We start from the raw sequence: 23,635 nt of genomic DNA, 5'->3' as shown, positions 1-23,635 counted from the left end.
GCTGATGTGGTTTTACATGGCGGACCCGAATCGTAGCTATGTGAAATCACAATTCACCTGAGCTCAGAACCTGGGTAGCCTATTTACGTGTATACGGTTTGTAAAATTGTCTTATCCGCTAGCTTCAACAATAAATGCAGCATCTATTTTCACGTCAGGTTCGCACTTGCCAAGAGCTCGTTATAAGTTGTGATCTGCGGCTTCTTAGAACCATAATAAACTGGATTCGTAAAGGCGAGCAGCGTCCCCGCTTCATCACGAATGTCAAAGCGATACCAGTTATACGTCCCCTCTTCTAAAGCTATATTCCATTCCAGCACCTCAGGTACTTCTCCTGTGGCCGTTATAGATACATCCCTTACCGATTCAGCAATTCCGTTGTGGATCAGTGTCACTCGAGCGTTGACATCACTTGCTACGCTTAATGTGCAATTCACCTCATGAGATGCTATTTCTCCTTGTTCCTGACTGAATGCAGCAGACAGGTCACTGCCGAAGCGATAAGTTTTACCACCAGCTTGAATCGATGCATCAATCACTGGACCACGCGATACATAAACATGCCCATTTCGCACACCTTCTAATACTGCATCTGCACTCAGATCATCACACCACACATACGTAGCAGGATCCCCGATTAAAGAAGGAATTGGGCTATCATCATAGCTCTCAGTTGGTAGCATATGTGAGTCAGAGCCGCCAATACCTGTAATGCGGTAGCCTTCATTCCAGCTTGCTGTCCATAACTGCAATGCTTTCTCGGTAGCTACATTGTTAGGAGAAAAGGTCGGGTCATTCCATATTTCCATGGAATGTACTCCCTCCAACTGCGTCTCTCCGTATAGCCAAGCCCATGGCGTCAGCATCGGATGATTAATTGAGCAAATCGCCCCCAGCTCTGCCGCCTCTTTCATCAATCGATCCATACCCTGCTGAGTGGTTAGGCCTCCATCCGGTGAGGTTGCTCGCCAATCGATCCATTTTCGAAGTCCAAGTGCATTCCAATGTCCGTCGCCAGCTGTTACCTCTACACCTGGAATGACGAGCGCATCTCCTTTAGCCCAAGATGTAGACATTACATTGTGATCTGTCGCTACAAAGAAATCCATACCTTGCTTCAGTGCCTGCTCACGATTCATAAGCTGAGTCATCTTGCCATCGGACAACACGGTATGCGTATGGAAATCCCCCTTGTACCAACGGCTTCCTGCCTGCCATATCTTCGCCCAGTCATAGTTTTCCATTATGAAGCCAGCATTCAGCTTGCCGCTGTTCCAATACTCACGTTCGCCCTGAATTTGCGCAGATACATACTCGTCTGGCAATGTGCCACAACCAAATTCCCACTCAGCTTCAAAAGTTCTGCCTTCTTCATTTGAAACTTCAAGCATCCATGTGCCGGTCATAATCGGCCCTGGCACCGCTATTGAACTCGTTAATTCCGGTTGGTTATGAACGACAATGAGCCGCTCGTTTCCACCATCCAGAAAGCAGAATCGAATATGTTTTTCCGAATCAAACAAATGTAATCGTCCCCACGACTTCTCCTTCTCATAAGTAAATCGAATCGCGAACCATTCGTACTCTTCTTCAGCCTCAATCGGGAAGTAGGTATTATTCTGTTCCAGCTTAACGGAAATTTGTCCTTTATTCATAGTTAACCACCCTCCATATTCCAAGTTTAGTTGTACAATTCTTCATCTATCCAAGTGTTCCAATAATAATTATCCCTGCCGTAATCGCAATCGACATCATGACCCGCATTCTACCCTGCTGTTCCTTCAAGACTATTATGCCTAGCAGTGTCCCGAAGACGGTGCCTATCTCTCGGATCGGAGACAGATGTGCTAAAGGGCCTAGATTCATAGCAAATAAGAATAACAAGTAAGATCCTGGCGATAAAATGGAGCCGACTATAAGTGGTACCTTATTGATCTTCCACTCCGTCTTAACCGCTTTCGAGCGCAAGGCAGGCAATGTTAGAACAAGCATATAGCCAATGTTGCACAGGGCCAGTAATGCAAGCGGTGGCATGAATTCCAATATGTTCTTATCTGTCAGGGTATAGCCTGTTATGCATAAACCAACCCCAAGAGCATACATAAGACCCTTCATATACTTCTTATCTTGCAGCAATGTTCGATTCAGCTTAAAGCCACCGATGCGGATCATTCCATAAATAATAAGCATTAAACCTGCCCATCCGAAGATGGAAAGGGACTCGTTATACATAAGTACACTTAGGACAGGAACGAGCAGTGCTCCTGTCCCACGCATAATCGGGTAAACCTGCGAAATATCACCGAACTGATACGCCTTCGATAGTAGTATGAAATACCCGCTCTGCAGCATTATAGATAGCAATATTAAGCCGTAAGCTTTCAATGGAATCGTATTGCTTACTAGCCATTCAATCAGATATGGAGTAAGCAGCAAAAAACACGGGATATTAATCATCCATAGGAACACATCTTTGTTCATGCTACGTTTCGCAAACAAATTCCATATTGAATGCGTAAAACCAGATGCTAACACGAGTATGAGTGCGATAGTTGTCATTGTTTAATCACCGAGTTTCTTGTAAAGGTTGTGACTCGTACCAGTATCCTTTTATTCCTTTTTCCAAACGTATCAGTGCTTCAAGGTAGAAATAATCGCCCCATATCATATAATCATCTGGAGCTACATTTCCTCGTACATAGTAGGACCCATGTTTTAATAATCCCTCGGCTCCTTCTTCGCCAATAGTTGAATAATGAAGCACGAGTGAGGTCATCGACAGCTCAAACTTCTCTTCAAACTCAGCGCGATCGGGATCTGTATCGTCAAGAAGACTTAGCATCTCGATCAAGCCAGCTGCGGCGATCGCTGAAGCGGAACTGTCTCGATACATATTCGTATTAACCGGAGCATCAAAGTCCCAATAAGCCACATAATCTTCTGGCAGTTGCCCAATAAAATAGGATGCCATACGCTTCGCCGTGTCCAAGTAAACTTTATGTCCTGTGTAGCGATAGGCAAGGGAAAAGCCATAAATACCCCATGCTTGACCACGAGCCCATGTAGATCCGTTCGTAAATCCTTGATGAGTCGCTCCGCCAAGCGCTTCACCTGTTTCCGTATCAAACACAAACGTATGGTATGAGCTATCATCCCCACGCACAAGATATCGCTGGCTTTGATCAGCTTGCTTAATCGCAACCTGACGATAACGCTCTTCCCCTGTTTGTTGATAAGCCCAGAACAACAGCGGGAGATTCATGAGACAATCAATGATCATTCGTCCCCCATGCTGTGCATCACCAGACAGTCCCCAAGCTTGAATATACTGTCCATCCTCGCGCCAACGACGCATGAGTACATCTGCCGCTTGTAGTGTCAATTCTCTTGATTCCTCATCCTGCTCCACCACCCATTGCGCCTGCGAGGATAACGTATAGAGGAATCCAATGTCATGATGATCAAGAACGATGTTCTGTTCCATTCTCCGCTTGAAGCTTTTTACCGTAAGGCGTGCTGCCTCACGGTAAGCCTCGTCGCTAGAATACTCGTAGCACAGCCACAGCATTCCGCTCCAGAACCCGTTCGTCCAATCATCATTATTGTTCAATACATACCTGCCGTTAACACTGACATGCGGGAAGCGATCACCGAAACGCTCCACATTATTTTTGATCTTCTCCATTGCATCTTCAATTGCATGTTTCCACATGTCCTTACACCCTTTCCACGATCCATTCATCTCAGCGAAGCATTCGTTGCAGAACTGCAGCAGCCTCACCAGATAGTCTACATCTTCCTTAGCCCAATGATTGTCCATATCCTTGAATGTCTTCACATGCTCAACCAAGATGTAGGAATGTCATACAGAATGCTACTATAATTGAAATCCGTCTCTTTCTGATGCCCATTCAAGGTCTCCTCCTACTGAACCCATAGTAATGTCACCCTAAGTCCGGTTGATCCTGAAGTGTAACTTGCAGGTCATTCGTACCATGCAATTCGAACACAACAATCTCATTCTCACCGGCATGCAGCAATGGCCCTGGAACATAAAGCGTCTTTTGCGGTCCCGCCTCCCAATAACGTCCGAGATTGAAGCCATTTACGAATACAATTCCCTTTGTCCAGCCCTCAAGTGCTAGGAAGGTGTCTGCGATATCTACCTCTTGCTCAATATGGAAGGAGCCTTTATAAAATACAGGGCCTTCTTTTCCTTCCTCAACATTAACAACAGGTTCATGTAGTAGATCGATATTGTCCATTGGTAGACTATGAATCGTCCAATCAAATAGGAACTGGAATCCCAATCTCGCACCCTCGGTAATTCCCTTACAATCTCTTAAATACGGTCCATAGTTTGTTCTGCCCATATTCTCGACTAGAATACGAAGCTCTGCTCCGCCCTCTGGTACATGGAACTCAATCGGCTGCGGATCCCAACGCTCAATAACTCCCTTATACTCTCCATCGAGAAATACGAGCGCACGATCATGTACCTCCTGCAAGACCAGTGAACAATTTTGTCTAGGACCGGAAACCTTCGTTGTATATAAAATGAAGCCATAATCCTGTCCAAGCTTCTCCATCGGCTCAGGGCAAGTCCTTTGCACAGGCGTCGACAGCACTGGCAGTAGGTCAAACAGCGGTGCTACTGGCTTCATCTGAACACTGCCATAATCCATCTTGCGAACAGGCTCAGGAAGCGGCATTATCTCCGTATCGAGATATTTTGCAATAAGCTCCCTTAACAGAATGTACTTCTCCGTAACGTCCCCCCATTCTGTCAGTGGGCTGTCATAGTCGTAGCTAGTTACCGTTGGCTCATATATCCCGTGATTATTGGCACCATTGTAGAATCCAAAGTTTGTTCCGCCATGAAACATATAAAAGTTAACCGATCCGCCAGCCTTCAGCATATCCTCAAACACATGCACAGCATCCTGTGCATGTCGCGTATGATGCGGCTTGTTCCAATGATCGAACCACCCGTTCCAATACTCCATACACATTAGTGGCTTATCCGGCTGCACCTGCTTCAGACTATTAAAGGCTTCCTCGGTTCTCGAACCAAAATTAACGGTTTCTAGAACTCCTGGAACCATACCGCCTTGCAGCATGAAATCTTCCGGGCCATCTGAGGTGAACAGCAGGACGTCCATTCCACGTGAGACCATGCTTTCCTGTATATGTTCAAGATATTTCAGGTCATTGCCATAGCTTCCGTACTCGTTCTCTATCTGCATCGCGATGATCGGACCGCCATTCGTACATAACAACGGCTTCAGCTTCGGCAACAGCACATCATAATAAGAATCTATCTTAGATAAAAATGCCTCGTCATAACAGCGCAAGCGCATCCCATCCTCGGCAAGCAACCAGGCCGGCATTCCACCGAACTCCCACTCCGCACAGATGTAAGGACTTGGGCGTACGATAACATGCAAACCTAACTCTGCTGCTGTTTCGATAAATGTGACGATATCCGCCATACCCGTAAAACAGAACTTACCTTCCTGAGGCTCATGAATATTCCATGCAACGTACGTTTCTACCGTGTTAAAGCCGCAAGCCTTCAGCTTGCTCAATCGATCCTTCCAATACTCAGGAATTACGCGAAAATAGTGAATCGCTCCTGACACAAGCGTAAGGGGTGTACCCTCATAAAGAAATTGATCTCCTTGCACTGTGAATGATGCCATATTAGATACTCCTCTACTCATGAACTCGATATAGACTCCTTCTACCTGTCATTACTATTCTGAACAAGAATTCTCGCTAACCAGACGGTTAATCTCTTCACGCTTACGGATATACCATTCTGCCTCTTGTGGGTATACTTCAAGGGATAATTCTTGCTCCAAGCCATCTTCCAATAAGGCGATTACTGCCTCTCTTCCGACTTTCTGCTCGAGTAGCTCAAGTGCGCGTAAATCTTGCAGAGCTTCCGTAAGGACCTCCAGCCTGATCGACTCGATCGGCCCCTCAGCGCCTGGATATACCAAAAATGCATCGCCCGCTGGAAATCCACCTCCTGCATCCGTCACTTGAAATGGATCAATCGGATACTTCGAGAATTGTGCATACCAGAAGTTGTAACCCCAATGCAAAAATCCTTTAAGCTTTAGCTTGTAAATTTGCATCCCGAGTATACGATTGCGTGATGACGGCATATGAAGAAAGCGATTAGAAACGAGCTTGTATTGGGCACAGCAATAATAAGTCCATAACCCCTCTACGCCATGATCCAGAAATGGTTGAATACCATTGCTCGCTGGAATCGGATGCTTAATTAAACCACTTTCATAAAATTCATACTCAGAGAGCGCATCAATGATCGGAAAACCTTCTAGAATTGGCCCAATAAGTTCGCTCGCTGCACGATAAGTATCCATGTCCGCAAGATTTGGTTCATCCGATAGATGGAAATAAACTCGCTGCTCTAAACCATTCTCTTTCACAAACGCTAATAGCTCTTGTAAAAATAACGTAAGGAATCCCGTGTACTCCGGATCTCTAGAATCGGTATCCCATCCAAATAGTTGCTTTAATTGACCATCAACCATAGCCATTACTTTTGGTGCATGCTTGGCACCCCATTGTGTGAATAGATGGGAGAACTCAAAATATTTCACGCCACTGCGGTCACACAGCTCTATCCAACGCTTTAATCGCTCAAAAGTGAAGTTATACTTCTCTCCTGTCCGTTCTACTTGAACAAGTTGTACGGTTGGGCGGTCTCCCCCGATCTCCGTGTCTAACGGCGGTGTAAACAAAGGGGTTAGAATCATATTCATTCCATGTTTCACCGCGGTGTGGATGTATTGCTCAATCAACTGCCAATGGTACTCGCTAAATATGTCCGTTTTATAGTAGGTAGCCAAGCAGTCTACATGGAACCATTCCGTATGTATAAGCGACTGCTCCGGCAATGTTGCCGCGATCACTTCCAGCGTAAATGTTTCCTCACTTACTAGTTCGCCGCTATCATTTGCGATTTGGATACAAATATCAAATAATCCCGCCTTAGCATTGAGCGGCACCTCAACAGTGATCCATATTGAGCGCCATTGATTCGGATAACCAGTTAAACCCCGATTCGTATCGAACGGAATTAACGCATCTGGATAAAGACCCGACGTGCTTCTTAAGACATGTTCATCTGCATCGTGATAGCTCACCATATTAGCAGGCACTAGCTCTACAGTTCGCACAGTGATATTGGACCCCAACTCGGATTGCTCGCCCCGAACTTGAAGCGACCGCATAAGTACATTTGCCCGATATGCAACCTGGAAAGAATAGGATTCACCAAGTAGTGCCGAGCCTCTAAGTTGAGTTGGTGCATGCAGTTCTTCATCAGCAAATACCTTGATTAATGAACTGATACATCTTGTTTCCATCCGTGCAGCTCTATTCAACATTTCCACTTCTTTTCCCCCCATATGAATTGGTAAAAAGGATAAGCCCGGCAAACTCGACTGACTATTCGAACTTACCGGGCTTATTTAATTACTTAATTACTTACTTGCTTTGTAAGCATCGCTAGTATCTTTGAGATGCTGCTGGAAGCTCGGGTCTGCTTTCAGTCCATTAATAAACTTGTCCCAATCCTCCAAGCTGGATTTTTTGATAACGACATTTGTATACATATCAACAAACTTCTTCTGCCAATCGCCGCCTTTTTCCATCCACGCTTCGGTATTTGGCAATCCTGCAGCAGGATTCTTAATCGAAGATTCTGAGATTGTATCGATCAGCTTACGATTGTACTCTAATACTTCTGCTGGCATTCCAGGTCCTTCAGCACGTTGGTATTTATTGAAGAACCCAGAAATCCATTGTGCTGTTGTCGCTGTACCGTATCCTTGCTTCTTACCTTCATCTGTTTGAACAATAGAACCATCTTCAGAAACGGTATAATCCTTGTCTTTGATACCATAAGTCACGAGATTGTAGCCTTCTTGAGTAGCCGTTTCGTTGTAAACTTCAAGAATCTTCTTGAGCTTGTCTTCACTAACCGATTTGTTAACTAGGAACAATCCATAATAACCATAAGCTTGCTCATTGTATTTCTTGCCGTCTTTTGCAGCTGGAATTTCATACGCCTTCAACTCAGCTTCAGGCTTAACCTTCTGCAACTCTTGGCCAAACATAAATGCTTCGTTAATATTACCGAATGAGATACCCGCCTTGCCTTGAATCATCATTTCTTTCACTTGGCTTGACTTCATAACTGGTAAGTCCGGTGTAATAAGACCATCACCATAAGCCTTGCTCCAGAATTCAAGCGCTTCTCTCGCTTCAGCTGTTAGCCAGTATGGCTCAAGACCGCCATCAGCTGTTTCCTTCCACGATGTACCTGCACCAAACATCGTCATCATATAAGGACTGACACTTGCCTGTACCATACCGTAAGTATCGTTTTTACCGTTTTTGTCCGGGTCATTCTTTGTAAAGGCCTCTAACACTTTGTAGAACTCTTCCATAGTAGTAGGAGCAGTCAATCCTACGTTTTTGAGCCAGTCTTCACGAATCAACAGCGACTCATGCCCGTCCAATGGACGAACGCGTGGAATACCATAAGATTTTCCTTTGAACTTAATATTGTTAATTGCATTCTCCGGATAGCCTGCTAGATTAGGATAGTCTGGCAGGAAAGGAGTCAAATCCCAGAATGCACCTTGATCTATTGCAGTTGAGAACGCAGGGTCATTAATATCCTCGATGAGAACGACATCTGGCAAACTCTTCGAAGCAAGCAATGCATTCAACTTTTCTTTATAGTTATTAATTGGATAGAAGTCTATCTGAAGCTTTACATTCAATTTTTCATTCAGCTGTAGAATGCTTTCAAGATCACTACTAGGGGATTCACCATAAGTCATCGTACCGATATTGATTTCAACTGGCTTTTGCTGCTCAGACTTGGAAGCATCTCCAGCAGAATTGGTCTCACCACCCTTTGCACAACCCACCAACATGCTTGTAGTGAGAACTAACACCAATAACATGGTCATCCAACTTCTTTTTTTCATTTGTAAAAACCCTCCCTTTTATCTAATAAATTAATATATAAGCTTGGTTTACCCCTTAACCCTTCACGGAGCCAACCAACATACCCTTAACAAAGTACTTCTGAAGGAACGGGTAGACCATAATGATAGGTAGAGAAGCAACGACTACTGCCGCCATCTTAATCGTCTCTGGAGGAAGCATCTGCTCACTCTGTAGCATAGCAGCTACGGATGGATCTGCTATATTCGTTGAAGCTTGTATCAGCATCATCTGCAGCACAACCTGCATCGGCCGAAGTTCATCTGAGTTGATGTATAAAACGCCATTGAAGTACGTGTTCCAGAAACCTACTGCAAAGAATAGACCGAATGCAGCGACCGCTGACAGCGAGATCGGGAACATAATTTTGAAAAAGACCCCGATATCATTACATCCATCAATCTTCGCTGCTTCCTCTAGCTCCTCCGGCAGTTCCTGATAGAAGTTCTTCATCAAGAATACATACCATGCACTTGTAATTGCCGGTAATATCAACGACCAGATGGAGTCAATAAGACCCAATCCTTCAACTAACATGAAATTTGGAATCATTCCTGGGTTGAACAACATCGTCATTAGAATAGCAACTAGGAAAAACTTCTTCCCGAAGAATCGTTTCCGTGACAGAGAATACGCCAAGGCACTCGTCACCATGATACTAATCGCAGAGCCGACAATAGCTAAGAAGGCACTAACCCCTAATGAGCTCATAAACATCTTGGTTGATAGAATGTACTTATAGGAGGAAAGACTCCAGTTTTCCGGAATAATAATTAATGGCTTGCTCAAATATTCCGAAGGATCTGTAAAGGATACGATAATGACATAAAGAAAAGGTAGTAGTGTTACAAGCCCGATTAAACTGAGCACCGTATAAATGATGCCGTTTGTCACTTTATAGCCGAGGGACTTATTCATTAGTAAAGACCCTCCTCACCGAATTTTTTAGCTAACTGATTGGCTGTTACTACAAGTACAAGACCAACAACCGACTTGAATACTCCAACGACTGTCGCATAACTGAAACGACCATTCTGTATCCCAGCCCGATACACATATGTATCAAAGACATCCGCAACATGCGCTACGGGAGAACTCATCATCAAGAAGATCTGTTCAAACCCTACCTCCATCACTTGACCGAGCCTGAGTATGAGCAACACGACGATTGTACTCCTGATGCAAGGCACTGTAATCTTCATAATCTGTTTCCAACGGTTCGCACCATCAATTTGAGCCGCCTCATACATTTCTTGATTGATACCTGCAATTGCAGCCAAGAAGATGATTGTACCCCACCCGGCTTCTTTCCATATGCTCTGCGCAGTTAACAAACCCCAGAAGTAATTCGGCTCTGTCAAGAAAGCGATTGGCTGACCGCCAAGCTCAACAATAATCTTGTTAACAATTCCATCGCTCTGTCCAAGAATAATAAAACAGATACCAGCAATGATTACCCAAGATAAAAAGTGAGGTAAATAAACTATCGTTTGTATTACTTTCTTAAATCTCATACTCCGAACCTCGTTAATGAGTAATGCAAGAACGATAGGAATCGGGAAGAAGAAGATGATATTCAGCAAGCTAATCGCCATCGTATTTCTAAATAAGAGAAAGAAGTCTGGATTCGTGAAAAACTCACGAAAATATTTGAATCCGACCCATTCGCTTTCCCAGAACCCTAGGTATGGAGAATAGTTTTTAAATGCTAAACCTAGCCCCCATAGCGGGAAGTACTTGAAGATTAAAAAGAAGAGAAGACCTGGAAGTGCTAGTAAGTACAAATATTTCTCTCGACCAAATATGACTTTGAATCGAGCCCATAGGGAGTCTTTCGGATTTAATCTTTGTCTGTCGGCTTCATATGCCTGTGATAAACTTGCGTTCGCTAATTTAAGATTAGATTGCGGCAAGGATTTCACCACCTCCAACGATTTTGTTTGAACCTGGTTGACTGTAACGTTTCATGTCTGCATCTTACAAGCTGCAACGCCCATCAACAATGACCAATTCTTATTCGCCTGAGATCCTTGTGCAATAATTGCGAATAGCTTGATACTACTGGGTTTATGAACACTTCTAGTCTCAATAATTAACCTCATTAGCCCTGAGAGATTATAAATTTGCACCTCATAAAAATCAAAAAAAGACTTGCAAGAACGAGAGGTTTCATTTCTCTCGCTCTTGGCAAAGTCTTATTAAAAAAAGTGCATTTAATTTAGTCAGGAATACTATTTTCGATGCATCTCTCGATATTGCCCCGGTGGTAAGCCCACCTGCTTCTTAAATACACGAATGAAATTTTTAGGGTTATATCCTACCTGCTCCGCTATTTCATTGACCAATAAATCAGTCGTTTCTAACAACTCCTGGGCTTTGGCTACACGTAATTGTGTTACATACTCGATAAAGGAAATATTCATCGTCCGCTTAAACAACTTGCTTAAATATTGCGGGCTCAAATTGCATATCTGTGCACACTGGTCAAGAGAGATATCAAGATGATAGTTTGCCTCGATATAGTCCGTGACCTTCTCAATAAATTGCTCATACTCTTGATTCTTCTTACTATTCACATACAGCATAATCGGTTCGAATATATGATCCATAAACCACTCATTAATTGAATGTATAGTTGTGAGTTTTCTCAAATTTACATTGAGTTCACTAGTTGTATAGCCAAATAATTGCTCCGAATTTATATCCATTAAATATACTATTCGTAAAGTAGTAGACAACAGCTGATCGTAAGACATCATAATGAGCTCTGGATTGTGTACAGCGGATTGTACTTTATCAGAGAATGCATCAAGCATCCGCTTCGTTTCAGAGAGATCTCCCACCAGCAGCGAATCGGTCAGATGGTTCTCAATCTCCGTTGGATAACGGTACATCATCGAAATCGCGAGCCCTTTGCTCTCAATAATCTGATTTCCCCCATTAATCATCCGCGAGTGAATCGCAAGCTGCGCCTCACGATATAAATCAGGCAACTCCTCCACATGCGATGTGGTTCGACTCAAACCGATCGTCGCCGGAGATTTCAAAAAATGAGTAATCTGCTCACGTATCCTATCAATCACAGGCTTCAGCTTATCTGACCAAACGTCTGCCTCTTCATGCTCTGTCCATAGCCAAACCACAACTTGATCATTAAAAGAGTTGATGACCAAGCCCTCCAGTTGCTGATGCTCCAATAATTCTGTCGTCATATTCTTTATGATGAAGAGAATTAGATCCCTATCCGTCTCTTGGAACTTGGTCACATCCGATAAGTGATCATAGGCAATAATAAATACAACTGCACACTGCTTCTCCGGAATAGAATGCCTGCGCAGAAGCTCCAGTAAATATTCACGACGGTCATGAGTAAACTGCCCCTCCATTAACCTTAAGGCGAACAGCTCGCGAATAAGTGGAAATTGTTCATTTAATTGTTCTTCTAGTTGACTCGCTTTACGGTTAATTTCCTTCCAACGCTGATTCACATAACTGAACTCATCCGTTCCCATATCCGCGGTTTGATTATCGCTGATGAGAGAGACTAGCTTCCGAATCGGACTATACACTTTCCTAGTGCCGATCATCGCCAATGCAATTCCTGCAGCAAGTACAGCAATTACAATTCCTATCGTAATGCCTGCAATCTGCCTTGCACTGCTATACAGTTCCGCCGTCGGGATCATATCCACAAACAACATCTTTTGGATTGGAGATTCCGTAGAGGTCACTAAGTACTCTCGGTCCTGCCATCGATAGATAAACTCTTGCTCACCTTTTTTTGTAACCGTTATCAATTCATACAAGTCTTCAGGCACTTCGCTTCCGTTCAAATGGAATACAAGTTGACCGGTGTTATCCATCACATACATTTGCTCATGCTCGTATTTAAGAAATTGTTTTGTCAGTGATTCAAACGCTTTATTATCTATGATGACCTGGATAAATCCGATAGGTTCTTTTGAATGTAAAGGTACTGTACTTGTTAACGTTATTCCTGAATCATAGTCTTTGCCACCCTGAGAATAGCCTACTTTCCAATCTAGTTGCTGATTTTTATCCAGTAGGTTCGCATACTTCTCCCGTTCCACTGCTGATTCGATCTTTATTCCACCGTAAGTTGATGATATTAAGTAGTTCTCATCCAATGTATATAGCGCAATATCCTTAACACGAGAATTTCCGTTCATAAAAGCTAACAAATTCTGATATACACCCGTATAGAAGCTGGAATAATTGGTTCGCTTCATTTCATTCAAGTCTGAAGTAAAGAACGAGCTCAGTTCCATCTGGACTAAGTTATTCTGAACCGCTTCCAACTCGGTATCCATCGTCCTTGAAGCGTAATTCAAGATTTGAGTAATATCTTGGCTAACATTATCTTTAATAGCATTAGAAGTTAATGCATAACTAGCGATTCCAACGATAACGATAGGAATGATCGATGAAAATAATGTATATGCAATCATTTTGCGATAAAATGATGGATACTTCAGCAATCTTTTATTCCAAATTGTTCGGTAATCATCTTTAAGCTTCATATTGTAATCTCCCATGTTGATAAACTATGTCCTCAGCGTACAAATCATTTGATATGAAGTCAATAACTACGAAAAAAATTTTGGGAAATATTATAATATTAAACAAATCAAACAATCTACAATGATTCGAGTCTTAAGATCATAGAAAAAAAGCGACCCTGACCAAAAAAGCTGCCAACGATATTGCAATATCGTTAGCAGCTTTTATCTTATAAAACTATCTATTCCAACTTCATATAATACAGATTCGCCGTACTATCCTTCGTAATGGTATGTGCGCCCGCCGTAAGGGAGACAGTGGCAATGCCATTCGTTATAGGATAATTTGTTCCATCCACTTTTATTTTGGTTCCTTCTGTATTGAACACTAGGGTTAGGGTTGAAGCTTTAGCAGCTGTGAACTGAATACTGGTTGCACTCTCGATTTTTAGACATTGGGTTAGGGTTAAACCCTGATATGTCACATTTCCCTTACTTGTTGAGAGATTTCCTTGGATATTGAAGAAGCTGCTCGTTGTTCCATCAGTGGTAAAGTTATGAATGGTTGCTCCCGCTGTCGGCACTGGCGTTGTCGTGGGTGTCGTTGTCGGTACAGGTGTTGCTGTTGGTGCTATTGTTGGAGATGGTGTTACTGTTGGCACAGGAGTAGCTGTTGGAGTTGGTGTCGGACTTGTTGGGTTTGAATTGCCCCCTACAGAGACAAGCCCCGTTGTGTAGCTTCTGATTGCAGACATCAGTGCAGTATTCAGCGCATACGATGCGTCATCCACGGAATCATTAAATTCCCATGTGAAGTCTCCGCCATTCAGACGTCCGGCTTTTGCCGTAACAACCTGTTCCACATTGCTTACGTTGTCAATATTCGATACGTTCACTCCGGTTTGGACGTTTGTATCGAAGTTATTGTAGGCTGTTCCACCTTTTAATGCTTTGTATGAGCTTGGGACGGTTTCATTTCTCGACGAGGCTAAGTAGGCATCAAATGAGGTTTCATTAGCAGGAGCTGTCCCTGTATTGGAGTTAGCGTAGATAAGACTTGAAGCATCAACAATTAGATTGTTATAAGCTTTAATCACACCCCCATTTTCACCTGAGAACGTACCCTCACCTAAAGCATCTGTACCCTGTAAAGAACTAAGCATTGGGTCTTTAGTATTTCTAAAAACATTGGATTCCACAAAAGCCGAAGCTCCGGTTGTAACGCCGACACCATATTTCGAGACTCCATCATAGAAGTTATTATAGACATGAACAGAGGCCACTCTGATCCGCGGATGACGGGAGTCCGAATGATCGAACCAGTTATGGTGGAAGGTAACAAAGAATTCTGCAGACTCACTAAGTCCGACTAGAGCAGCTTTTCCGGAATCAAAGTAATGGTTGTACGAGATGGTAATGTACGTTGATCCTTTTTTGAGGTCCGTAGATCCGTCGCCTTTGGCTTGGTCCGCATCGCTCCCTGCAGATCCATAAAAAATATCATTATTATGCACCCATACATTCGCATTGCCTGTATCCATTGAAATGCCATCGTCAGGAAATAACATCACACCCAGATTTCTTACTTCCAAATTACCAACATATCTAAGCAGCAATCCCCAACCGTATGCATAAGCATCTTTTCCGATACCTTCGATTGTAATATTCATTTCCGAATAATTATTTTTACCTTTGACTTCAAGATATCCACTGCTGTTAAGCTGTCCACTCAGGTCAGCAGCTGTAACTTTACCGATAATTCGGATGGCAAGTGGGGTTGTATCATAACCCTTTTGTCTCAGAGCCAAGATGCTACCAAGACCAACGCCTGTTTGTACAGCACCTGAGCTGTTGATTTTCACATCAAGTGTTACGGTTTTCGCATTCTGAGATGTTATATACAGCACTTGAGCACCATTCTTGAGGGTTCCATTCTCATTATAAGCGCCAGAACCCGTACCAAATGGCGAGCTTGCCGAAAAAGCAAACCCAGATCGATCATATGACGTTACGGATAACGTATTTGATACTGAACTTGCCGTTCCTCCCCCTGATAGGGTAGCCTCAACCTTCATTACATAACTTCCAGCTGCAAGCCCTACAGCATCCGCTCTCCAATAGGAAGAATATTTGCGGATCAATTCATTATCAATCTGTTGGTACCCCGAATCTGATGCGCTTGCCTGTTTAACATATACGTTATATCCTGTCGCATTACTTACAGGTGACCATTCCACATATGCCGCTTCATTCCAGCCTCCACTGCCTGTTATCGAAAGACCAGCAGCATGCACTACTGTATTTGTCCATCCACCTGCTATCAAAGAAAGTGCAAGAGAAAACAACACACCAATACTGATTACCTTGGCAATACTTTTTTTCATTTTATTCCCTCCTGATTCTAATTTGTTGCAGATAGAATTGTAACCGCTTGCAATAAGATATAAAGCTTCCTTTTCACCTCCTGACAATATTACATTTTATGGGACTAAAACATCCTCAACATATCAGAACAGAAATCAGTTCCGATACAATCATTTCCTCATATTTTTCACATCTAACAGTATTCTGAGTTAATGATTATAGGACAGAGCATTGATTCACCCGTCCTTTCAGCAATGTATCCTGGGCTCTTGTGAAAATACAACATGAATAGCCACACAGTAGCCAGCACATAATAAAATTCACAACCATTAGATAATCAAGGGAGGAGCTTTCAATTGAGTGCAAATCAACCAGATAAGAATCTAATCAACACAGTAAAAGAACTGGAAGCCACGCCCGTAAACAGCCTGGAAGCCCAACAGCAGCAGCAAGCCCGTAATGATCGCCGCAAACAAGCTCTGCATGACAGCGATGGCAAATTCTCAGAAAATGAATCTGGGAACTTCCATTAGAGTCTTCAGCTATGTCCGCACCCCAATAAATCGCACGTTTTATGATCCTTTCCAAAATGAAAAAAACGTAAAAAAGCGACCAACGATGGTCGCTTTTTTACTGATATTAAGAAATGCCTTCTCCTGCAAATCATTCTTATCTTCAGTATCCAGACGAATACTCTTTGCTTTCTTTTAAGCGAGCAATATCATGGCCCGTCGGGTTTTGGAAGACACGAAGCCCAAATATCGGTACAACTGCAAAAATGTGATCAAAGATATCAGCTTGAACCGATTCATACACCACCCAGTTAGTATCATTGCTAAACGCGTAGATTTCTAAGGGCAGTCCATTATCCTCTGGTGCTAGCTGTCTGACGATCAGCGTCATATCCTTATGAATTTTAGGATGATTCCTCAGATATTCATGGATATATTCTCTGAATACACCAACATTCGTGAGATGTCTTCCATTTACTTTACTCTCCGTATTGATTTGATGTTCGATATTATAAATGCTAATTTCATTTAATCTTGCCCTTATAAAATCGGACAGGTAGTGAATCTTCTGGAATTCCTCCATCATTTCTTTTGTACAAAAGCATATGCTGCTTGTATCGATATGAACGCTTCGTTTAATCCTTCTGCCGCCAGAAACTTGCATGCCCCTCCAGTTTTTGAACGAATCTGAAATAAGGGCGTAGCTAGGAATCATGGTGATTGTTTTATCGAAATTCATAACCTTTACCGTATTCAATGTAATGTCAATTACATCACCATCCGCATTATATTTAGGCATTTCGATCCAGTCGCCTACACGCACCATATCATTAGATGATAATTGAACACCTGCCACCAAGCCCAATATAGAATCTTTGAAAATCAGCATAAAAACAGCTGATAATGCACCTAACCCACTAAGTATAATCAGTGGATTCTGACCAATGAGGTTAGAGATCACTACAATAACACCAATGATAAATAGAATAATCTTTGCAACCTGAATGTACCCCTTGATCGGTCTAATCTTGGAGACTTCGAATGAGCGATAAATAGCATCAATGGCATTAAGTAGTGCATTAAACACCGTGATAGTTACGATAATCATATAAGTTAAGGCGGATTTTTCAATAAAAGCCTGATATAGCGGAAAGATAGACGCAGAATAATAGATGATGAAGGCTGGCGCGAGATGCGACAGCTTGTGAAACACTTTTTTCTCCAAAACGATATTATCCCATGCATACCGATCCTTACTAATGAAATGAATAATTATCTTTAGCACGATTTTTTTGGCTATTAAATTGGCTAGTACAGAGAGTAGTGCTATAAATAAGACCATGATTATATTCGAAAGATAACCTGTCATTTGTTCGCTTACACCGTATCCTGCTAGTTGATCTTTTATAAAATTCATCATTTCCTCCTGCTGCGTGTTACTTAAATTGTTTGATGAAATGGTCTAGCACTAACATTCGACGTATCGATCGTTGCGGGTGAACTATTATTGCCTAGTTTCAACTAATTGTATTAACCTGGTTAACGCGCTTGAGTAAATTGTGTCATGTCTATGCACAAACCATACCTGCAAATCTCGATACTCTTCAGGCAAACGGTGGGAAGTGATTATGCCCTGTTCTTCCGCCTTGGCAATCGATGACTGTGGCAGCATAGACACACCAAGTCCAGAGGAAACGCCATCTAGAATAACTGCTAATGTGCCAAATTCCATAATCTGATAAGTGGTCAGGCCAGTGCCTCTCAGAAAACTCTCTGCTTTTGCCCGATGCGTACATCCAACGTCAAAGAACAACATCGGTTTCATGAGTAGCTCATACATTTCGTTTTGTCCCGGCTCAGAGATCAACACCAACTCCTCTTCAAAGGCCGCGATATGTTCTATATCTGGCTCATCAATAGGACCATAGACGAACGCTCCATCAAGCTCGTAATCCAATACCTTTTGTAAGAGCGCATGTGTCACACCCGTAGTGAGCGATAAATTTACATCCGGATATCGTGATTGATACTCGGCCAATAAAGGAGTCAGATGAATGACTGCTGTCGCTTCAATGGACCCTATCCGAAGAGGCCCTGCAGGATGGTCCGAAAATTGTGTTGTTTTCACAGCCTCGTCCATCAGAGTCAGTATTTTATCCGCATACCCCAGTAAATTCTCTCCAGCCAAAGTTAGCGTCATTCCTCGATTGGATCTCCGAAAAAGGGGTGTTTTCAACTGAGCCTCAAGATACTGAATTCGAGTCGTCACATTAGACTGTACATAGTTCAACATTTGCGCAGCCTTGGTTATGCTCCCCTCTCGAGCCACAGCCTGAAATATTCTTAAATCTCCGCTTTCCATTTCTATGTCACCTGCTTGGTATGATCATTTATGATACTCACAATCGGTTTTGTTCATTTTACTGTATGATTCCCACTCTGTACAATTCAATATAGATTCATTGAAATACGAATGACTGGAGGATTAGGATGAAAGCAATCGTACATGCTGGGATGAACGGCTTGAAGAGCCTAACATATGAAGACGTTGTTGATAAACAGCCAGGCTTCGGTGAAGTAAAAGTAAGGCTGAAAACCGCAGGGTTAAATCATCGAGACTTATTTCTCATAGCGGATCGAAAAAATGAGGATGCTCCCCTGATTATGGGCTCTGATGGGGCGGGTATAATTGAAGCGGTAGGTGAAGGCATAACATCACTTACAGTAGGTACCGATGTAATCATTAATCCGTGTATCGGATGGGAAATCACCCACGATGTCCCGAACGTTCCGGCCATAGTGGGCGGCCCTTCAGATGGTACATTTGCCGAGTCTATCGTCATCCCTGCGCAAAATGCCATCAGCAAGCCAGCTTATTTGTCTTGGGAAGAAGCGGGCGTGTTGCCCTTATCTGCCTTGACAGCCTATCGGGCTTTGTTTACGAGAGGCCGCTTACAGCAAGGTGAACATATCCTTATTCCGGGTATTGGTGGCGGTGTGGCTACTTATGCCATGCTTATGGCTTCAGCAGCGGGTGCAAGAGTCAGTGTCACATCACGAAGTGAAACAAAAAGGCAAGTTGCTCTTGCACATGGGGCAGATCATGCCTTTGACAGTCATAGCGATTGGAAGGAAAGTATGAAAGGAGATACAGTGGATCTCATCTTGGACAGTATCGGGCCAGCTACGTTCCAACAGTACTTTGATATCATTAAGCCAAATGGCCGGATTGTTACGTTTGGAGCAAGCTCAGGAGATCGAATGGAAATAGCTGCACGATCCATATTTTACCCCCAAATCAGTATCATCGGCACCTCAATGGGAAGCAGTGAAGAGTTTATTGCGATGCTTGAATTTATGGAATTTCACTCGATACGCCCTATCATTGATAGTGTGTATCCTTTACAAGACACCCTTCAAGCCTTTCAGCGAATGCAACAAGGGCAGCAGTCTGGCAATATTGGAATAAGAATTAATTGAAAAAAGACACCTCTCAAGGTGTCTTTTATTTACTCCATATGGAACCCAGGCGTGGCATGGCAAATCCATTAGCCGCCGTGTGTTCTAGGGCATGCAAGTATTTCCACTGCAACATGCCAAGAGTCAGCAACCATCTATCCTATTACGTGGCGCTAACACGTCGTTTAGCAAGCGCCATCGCGGCAGCATAGCCGGAGCTCCAGGCCCATTGCAGGTTATAGCCGCCGCAATCTCCATCGACATCCATCACTTCACCTGCCAAATACAGCCCAGGGACTAACTTAGATTCTAACGTTCCTTCGATTAGCTCCGTCGTATCGATGCCACCGGCTGTTGTTTGTGCATTCGTGAAGCTATTGGTATCGGTCACTTTAAATTCCCAACGTTTCAAGATTCGATAAAATATTTTCTTGGTTTTCCATGATAAATCCATACAAAGCAAGTGCGGCTGTTGATCAATTCCAGCCTCCTTCAGCAGAACTGGAATCAGTTTCTTGCTGACGATGCCCACAAAAGAATCGGCAACCGTCCGGTGTCCAAAGATCCCCCAGTGGATCTCCAGAAAATCAATTAACTCTTCCTCCGTGCGCTCCGGCATTAAATCAACCGACAATGTCACCGATTCTCCTATTCCGAGATTATACGCAGCCTTTCTGCTGAGCTGAAGTATGGGCGGGCCCGAGATACCATAGTCCGTAAAAAGAATCTCACCAGACTCAGTGCGGATGACTTCATTGTTTACGATAACATGGGCCTCTCCCTCAAATTTGATGCCCGATAGTTCCTTCAAATACGGATAATCCAGCTTCAATTGTACAATGCCTGGCACCGGGTTGATCAGGGTGTGCCCCAGACGTTGGACAAGCGTATAACCGGAGCCGTCCGTTCCCGTTTTGGGAGCGGTAAGGCCGCCGGCACATAGAAAAAGATAGTCGCTGGTATACACAACCTGTTCCTCTGTCTCCGTCTGGCAGGTTATCGCGAACCGCGGATGTCCCGCCGAAACGGTAACATCCAACACTTTATGTTTATAATATACGGGAACATTCCGATCCTCCAGCGCCAGCTTAAATACACCCGGCACCGAAGCCGCCTGCAGCGACATTGGATACATCCGGCCATTCTCCAAGCTTACAAAAGGAAGCCCGAGCGAGGAGAAAAATTCGATCGTTTGGCGGACACCGAATTGCCGCAATACATGTATTGGGAATCCTTCCTGATTACTGTGATACTTGCGTGATAAAGCGGCCGCTTCATCCGTACCGGTGGCGGTGGATTGGTTCGTAATGTTGCAACGCCCGTTACCCGTCGTTATTATTTTCTTCCCAAGCCGGTCATTGCTTTCAATAATTGCTGTATCAATACCTTGATCCCTCGCTGTAACTGCAGCCATTAGACCTGCAGCACCCCCACCGATAATGAACAGCTCGTGGTGCTTAGAAGTCTGATCCTTATACATGTTAATTGATGCATCCCTTTTCCTAATAAATTTATTGAATTGACTTAGCTAGCGCCATGGCGGCCACATATCCGGAACTCCAGGCCCATTGCAGGTTATAGCCGCCGAAATCTCCGTCCACATCCATCACTTCGCCAGCCAAATACAGCCCAGGCACCAGCTTGGATTCCAGCGTTCCTTCGATGAGTTCCGACGTATCAATGCCGCCGGCTGTCACTTGCGCATTCGTAAAGCCATTGGTATCCGTCACTTTAAATTCCCAACGCTTCAAGATTCGATAAAATTTCCCCTTGGTTTTCATCGATAGATCCTGGCAAAGCAGCTCTGGCTGTTGATCTAAGCCAGTCTCTTTTAGTAGGACAGAAACAAGCTTCTTATTGAAAATGCCAACAAGGCAATCCGCCACAGTCCGGTGTCCAAAGGTCTCCCAGAGCCTTTCTAAAAACTCAACTAGCTCTTCCTCCGTGCGGCCCGGCATCAGATCAACCGACAATGTTACCTGTTCTCCTCTTGCAAGATGATACGCAGCCTTCCTGCTTAGCTGAAGAATTGGCGGGCCGGTAATACCATAATCCGTAAAGGCAATTTCGCCCTGTTCACTGCAGATGACTTTACCGTTCACAATGATATGAGCTTGTCCCTGAGATTTGATAGTGGACAGTGCCCTCATGTTCGGATATTGCAGCTTCAATTGCACAATGGCCGGCAAAGGCTTAATCAGGGTGTGTCCCAGACGTTCGGCAAGTGTATACCCAGGAGGTTCTTTTCCCGCATTTGGACCGGCAAGGCCACCCGCAGATAGAAGTAGATAGTCGCTAGTATAAACAACCTCCTCCTCTGTCTCCGTTTGGCATTTTATCTTGAAGCGCGGATGATTCTTCGAAACAGTAACATCCAACACTTTGTTATTGAGGTATACCGGAACATTCCGATCCTCCAGCGCAAGCTGGAAAATATCCAGCACCGCTGCTGCCTGCAGCGACATTGGATACATCAAGCCCTCCTTCAATCTTGTAAGTGGAAGCCCGAGAAAGGAGAAAAAATCTATAGTCTGACGGATGCCAAATTGCTGCAATACCGCAAGTGGAAATCCGGCCTGATTACTGTGATACTTGTGCGATAAAGCAATTGCTTCATCCGTACCCGTTGCAGTGGATTCATTCGTAATGTTACAGCGGCCATCACCTGTCATTAATATCTTCTTTCCAATCCGGTCGTTACCCTCCAGAATGGCAGTATCGATACCCATATCACGCGCAGTAACGGCGGCCATTAGTCCGGCAGCACCTGCGCCGATAATAAACAGCTTGTGGTGCATAGAAGTCTGATTCTCATACATGGTTGGTCAATGCATCCTTTATCCAATTTTTCTAAAAGCACAGAGTCACTTTATTAAATTATAGCATAAGTATACTGGTTTTCATTTATATCTCCCTATTAACTCTTCCTATCCTATGTTTGCCTTTTTTATCCCTATATAGAACCTTAAATTTTTCTTCACGCCTTCTTCACTGCAATCTTTAATTCCACATACGAAAGTACTGGATCTAGCAAGATACTCATTTTTTTGAACCGCCACGTATAGTCCAGATCATACTCTGAAAACATGAAAAAGACACCCTTCATGGTGTCTTCAATAATACTCCATATGGAGGCGAGGGGAGTCGAACCCCTGTCCGAAGATAACGGCACATTAGCTTTTAAATTATAGAATCGTATAAAAATTACTTATCTATGGTTAAAAAAGGAGACTGATCTTAGGAATAACTCCTTAGTATAGTGATGCAATTATATAAGTTAATACGCAGAAAGTACCTTTGCCGCTACAGATGATGGCTGGATCCTTTTAATTTTTAGAAGTTGCTAATTCCCTGCAGAATCAAGATACGTTTCAGCTTCTTCTATCGATTCGTACAAGTTTGCAATATCTTTAAACATACGATGCATTTGCGTTTTGTAGAAAGAAGTAGGCGCAACATACACCCATTTGTGTTTTGTAGAGATTCCAGCTTTCACAGCATCTTCACTTGTTGGAGCAAGAATTGCCAACACTTCTTGCTTAAATACCAGGCCACCAGTAATTACAGTCATACCTGTAAACCCTCGCTTAGTTTTCTTCAGTACTTTCGGAAATTGTTCCGCGTACGCAAGGGCATCCTCAACATCCATACCGTCCGATGTTACAATAATTCTGTTTTTGTTTTTAACATAATCAATAGTAAAACTCATGATAGTAATTCCTC

At 43.4% G+C, this 23,635-nt stretch carries 17 protein-coding genes; 2 read left to right on the top strand and 15 right to left on the bottom strand.

Features of this window, described 5'->3' with window-relative positions:
• Positions 1 to 149: 149 nt before the first annotated feature.
• The 10 genes from MKY99_RS01045 to MKY99_RS01000 all read right to left on the bottom strand — a co-directional run bounded on the left by MKY99_RS01045 (position 150) and on the right by MKY99_RS01000 (position 15,961).
• Positions 150 to 1,655 (bottom strand): CehA/McbA family metallohydrolase, encoded by a 1,506-nt coding sequence (locus MKY99_RS01045; protein ID WP_339268178.1) that lies wholly within the window; start codon positions 1,653 to 1,655, stop codon positions 150 to 152.
• A 46-nt stretch (positions 1,656 to 1,701) separates the two neighbouring features.
• Positions 1,702 to 2,559 (bottom strand): DMT family transporter, encoded by an 858-nt coding sequence (locus tag MKY99_RS01040; RefSeq protein ID WP_339244283.1) that lies wholly within the window; start codon positions 2,557 to 2,559, stop codon positions 1,702 to 1,704.
• Positions 2,560 to 2,566: 7 nt separating this feature from the next.
• Complete coding sequence (locus tag MKY99_RS01035; RefSeq protein WP_339271443.1) at positions 2,567 to 3,712, bottom strand: glycoside hydrolase family 88 protein; 1,146 nt, start codon at positions 3,710 to 3,712, stop codon at positions 2,567 to 2,569.
• Positions 3,713 to 3,944: 232 nt separating this feature from the next.
• Positions 3,945 to 5,702 carry a beta-galactosidase gene (locus MKY99_RS01030; RefSeq protein ID WP_339268176.1) on the bottom strand — a complete coding sequence of 586 codons (1,758 nt, stop codon included), beginning with the start codon at positions 5,700 to 5,702 and terminating at the stop codon, positions 3,945 to 3,947.
• A gap of 54 nt (positions 5,703 to 5,756) precedes the next feature.
• Entirely contained in the window at positions 5,757 to 7,424 is a 1,668-nt protein-coding gene (locus MKY99_RS01025) for a DUF4091 domain-containing protein (RefSeq protein WP_339271441.1), read from the bottom strand.
• A gap of 96 nt (positions 7,425 to 7,520) precedes the next feature.
• Entirely contained in the window at positions 7,521 to 9,038 is a 1,518-nt protein-coding gene (locus MKY99_RS01020; RefSeq protein WP_339268174.1) for an extracellular solute-binding protein, read from the bottom strand.
• A gap of 55 nt (positions 9,039 to 9,093) precedes the next feature.
• Positions 9,094 to 9,975 (bottom strand): carbohydrate ABC transporter permease, encoded by an 882-nt coding sequence (locus tag MKY99_RS01015; protein WP_339244278.1) that lies wholly within the window; start codon positions 9,973 to 9,975, stop codon positions 9,094 to 9,096.
• Positions 9,975 to 10,862, bottom strand: a complete 888-nt coding sequence (locus MKY99_RS01010) for an ABC transporter permease subunit (RefSeq protein WP_339271439.1) — start codon at positions 10,860 to 10,862, stop codon at positions 9,975 to 9,977. Before MKY99_RS01010 ends, MKY99_RS01015 begins: the two co-directional genes overlap by 1 nt.
• A 426-nt stretch (positions 10,863 to 11,288) precedes the next feature.
• Complete coding sequence (locus MKY99_RS01005) at positions 11,289 to 13,598, bottom strand: helix-turn-helix domain-containing protein (protein WP_339268172.1); 2,310 nt, start codon at positions 13,596 to 13,598, stop codon at positions 11,289 to 11,291.
• Positions 13,599 to 13,819: 221 nt separating this feature from the next.
• Positions 13,820 to 15,961 carry a pectate lyase gene (locus tag MKY99_RS01000; protein ID WP_339268170.1) on the bottom strand — a complete coding sequence of 714 codons (2,142 nt, stop codon included), beginning with the start codon at positions 15,959 to 15,961 and terminating at the stop codon, positions 13,820 to 13,822.
• A 336-nt stretch (positions 15,962 to 16,297) separates the two neighbouring features.
• Between MKY99_RS01000 and MKY99_RS00995 the strand changes: the two genes are divergently transcribed.
• On the top strand, positions 16,298 to 16,474 hold the full coding sequence (locus MKY99_RS00995) for a hypothetical protein (RefSeq protein ID WP_179085866.1): 177 nt from the start codon (positions 16,298 to 16,300) through the stop codon (positions 16,472 to 16,474).
• Positions 16,475 to 16,616: 142 nt separating this feature from the next.
• Here MKY99_RS00995 and MKY99_RS00990 read toward each other — a convergent pair whose 3' ends face one another.
• Both MKY99_RS00990 and MKY99_RS00985 read right to left on the bottom strand, forming a co-directional pair.
• Positions 16,617 to 17,870, bottom strand: coding sequence for a mechanosensitive ion channel domain-containing protein (locus tag MKY99_RS00990; RefSeq protein WP_076286813.1), 1,254 nt, complete (start codon positions 17,868 to 17,870; stop codon positions 16,617 to 16,619).
• An 87-nt stretch (positions 17,871 to 17,957) separates the two neighbouring features.
• Positions 17,958 to 18,815 carry a LysR family transcriptional regulator gene (locus tag MKY99_RS00985; protein ID WP_339268167.1) on the bottom strand — a complete coding sequence of 286 codons (858 nt, stop codon included), beginning with the start codon at positions 18,813 to 18,815 and terminating at the stop codon, positions 17,958 to 17,960.
• 128 nt (positions 18,816 to 18,943) lie between these two features.
• Between MKY99_RS00985 and MKY99_RS00980 the strand changes: the two genes are divergently transcribed.
• Positions 18,944 to 19,933: a zinc-binding dehydrogenase gene (locus MKY99_RS00980; RefSeq protein WP_339268165.1), complete on the top strand. Its 990-nt coding sequence runs from the start codon at positions 18,944 to 18,946 to the stop codon at positions 19,931 to 19,933.
• Positions 19,934 to 20,075: 142 nt separating this feature from the next.
• Here the strand turns inward: MKY99_RS00980 and MKY99_RS00975 are convergent, their stop codons facing one another.
• The 3 genes from MKY99_RS00975 to MKY99_RS00965 form a co-directional block, all read right to left on the bottom strand.
• On the bottom strand, positions 20,076 to 21,392 hold the full coding sequence (locus MKY99_RS00975) for an NAD(P)/FAD-dependent oxidoreductase (protein WP_042184042.1): 1,317 nt from the start codon (positions 21,390 to 21,392) through the stop codon (positions 20,076 to 20,078).
• Positions 21,393 to 21,423: 31 nt separating this feature from the next.
• Entirely contained in the window at positions 21,424 to 22,731 is a 1,308-nt protein-coding gene (locus MKY99_RS00970; RefSeq protein ID WP_339268163.1) for an aminoacetone oxidase family FAD-binding enzyme, read from the bottom strand.
• 524 nt (positions 22,732 to 23,255) lie between these two features.
• Positions 23,256 to 23,621 carry a hypothetical protein gene (locus MKY99_RS00965; protein ID WP_042184038.1) on the bottom strand — a complete coding sequence of 122 codons (366 nt, stop codon included), beginning with the start codon at positions 23,619 to 23,621 and terminating at the stop codon, positions 23,256 to 23,258.
• Positions 23,622 to 23,635: the final 14 nt, after the last annotated feature.

The sequence above is a fragment of the Paenibacillus sp. FSL R5-0470 genome (assembly GCF_037975205.1).
Taxonomy (GTDB): Bacteria; Bacillota; Bacilli; order Paenibacillales; family Paenibacillaceae; genus Paenibacillus_AQ.
Note: the sequence above shows the minus strand (reverse complement) of the source record. Positions and strands in the feature narration are given on the sequence as shown.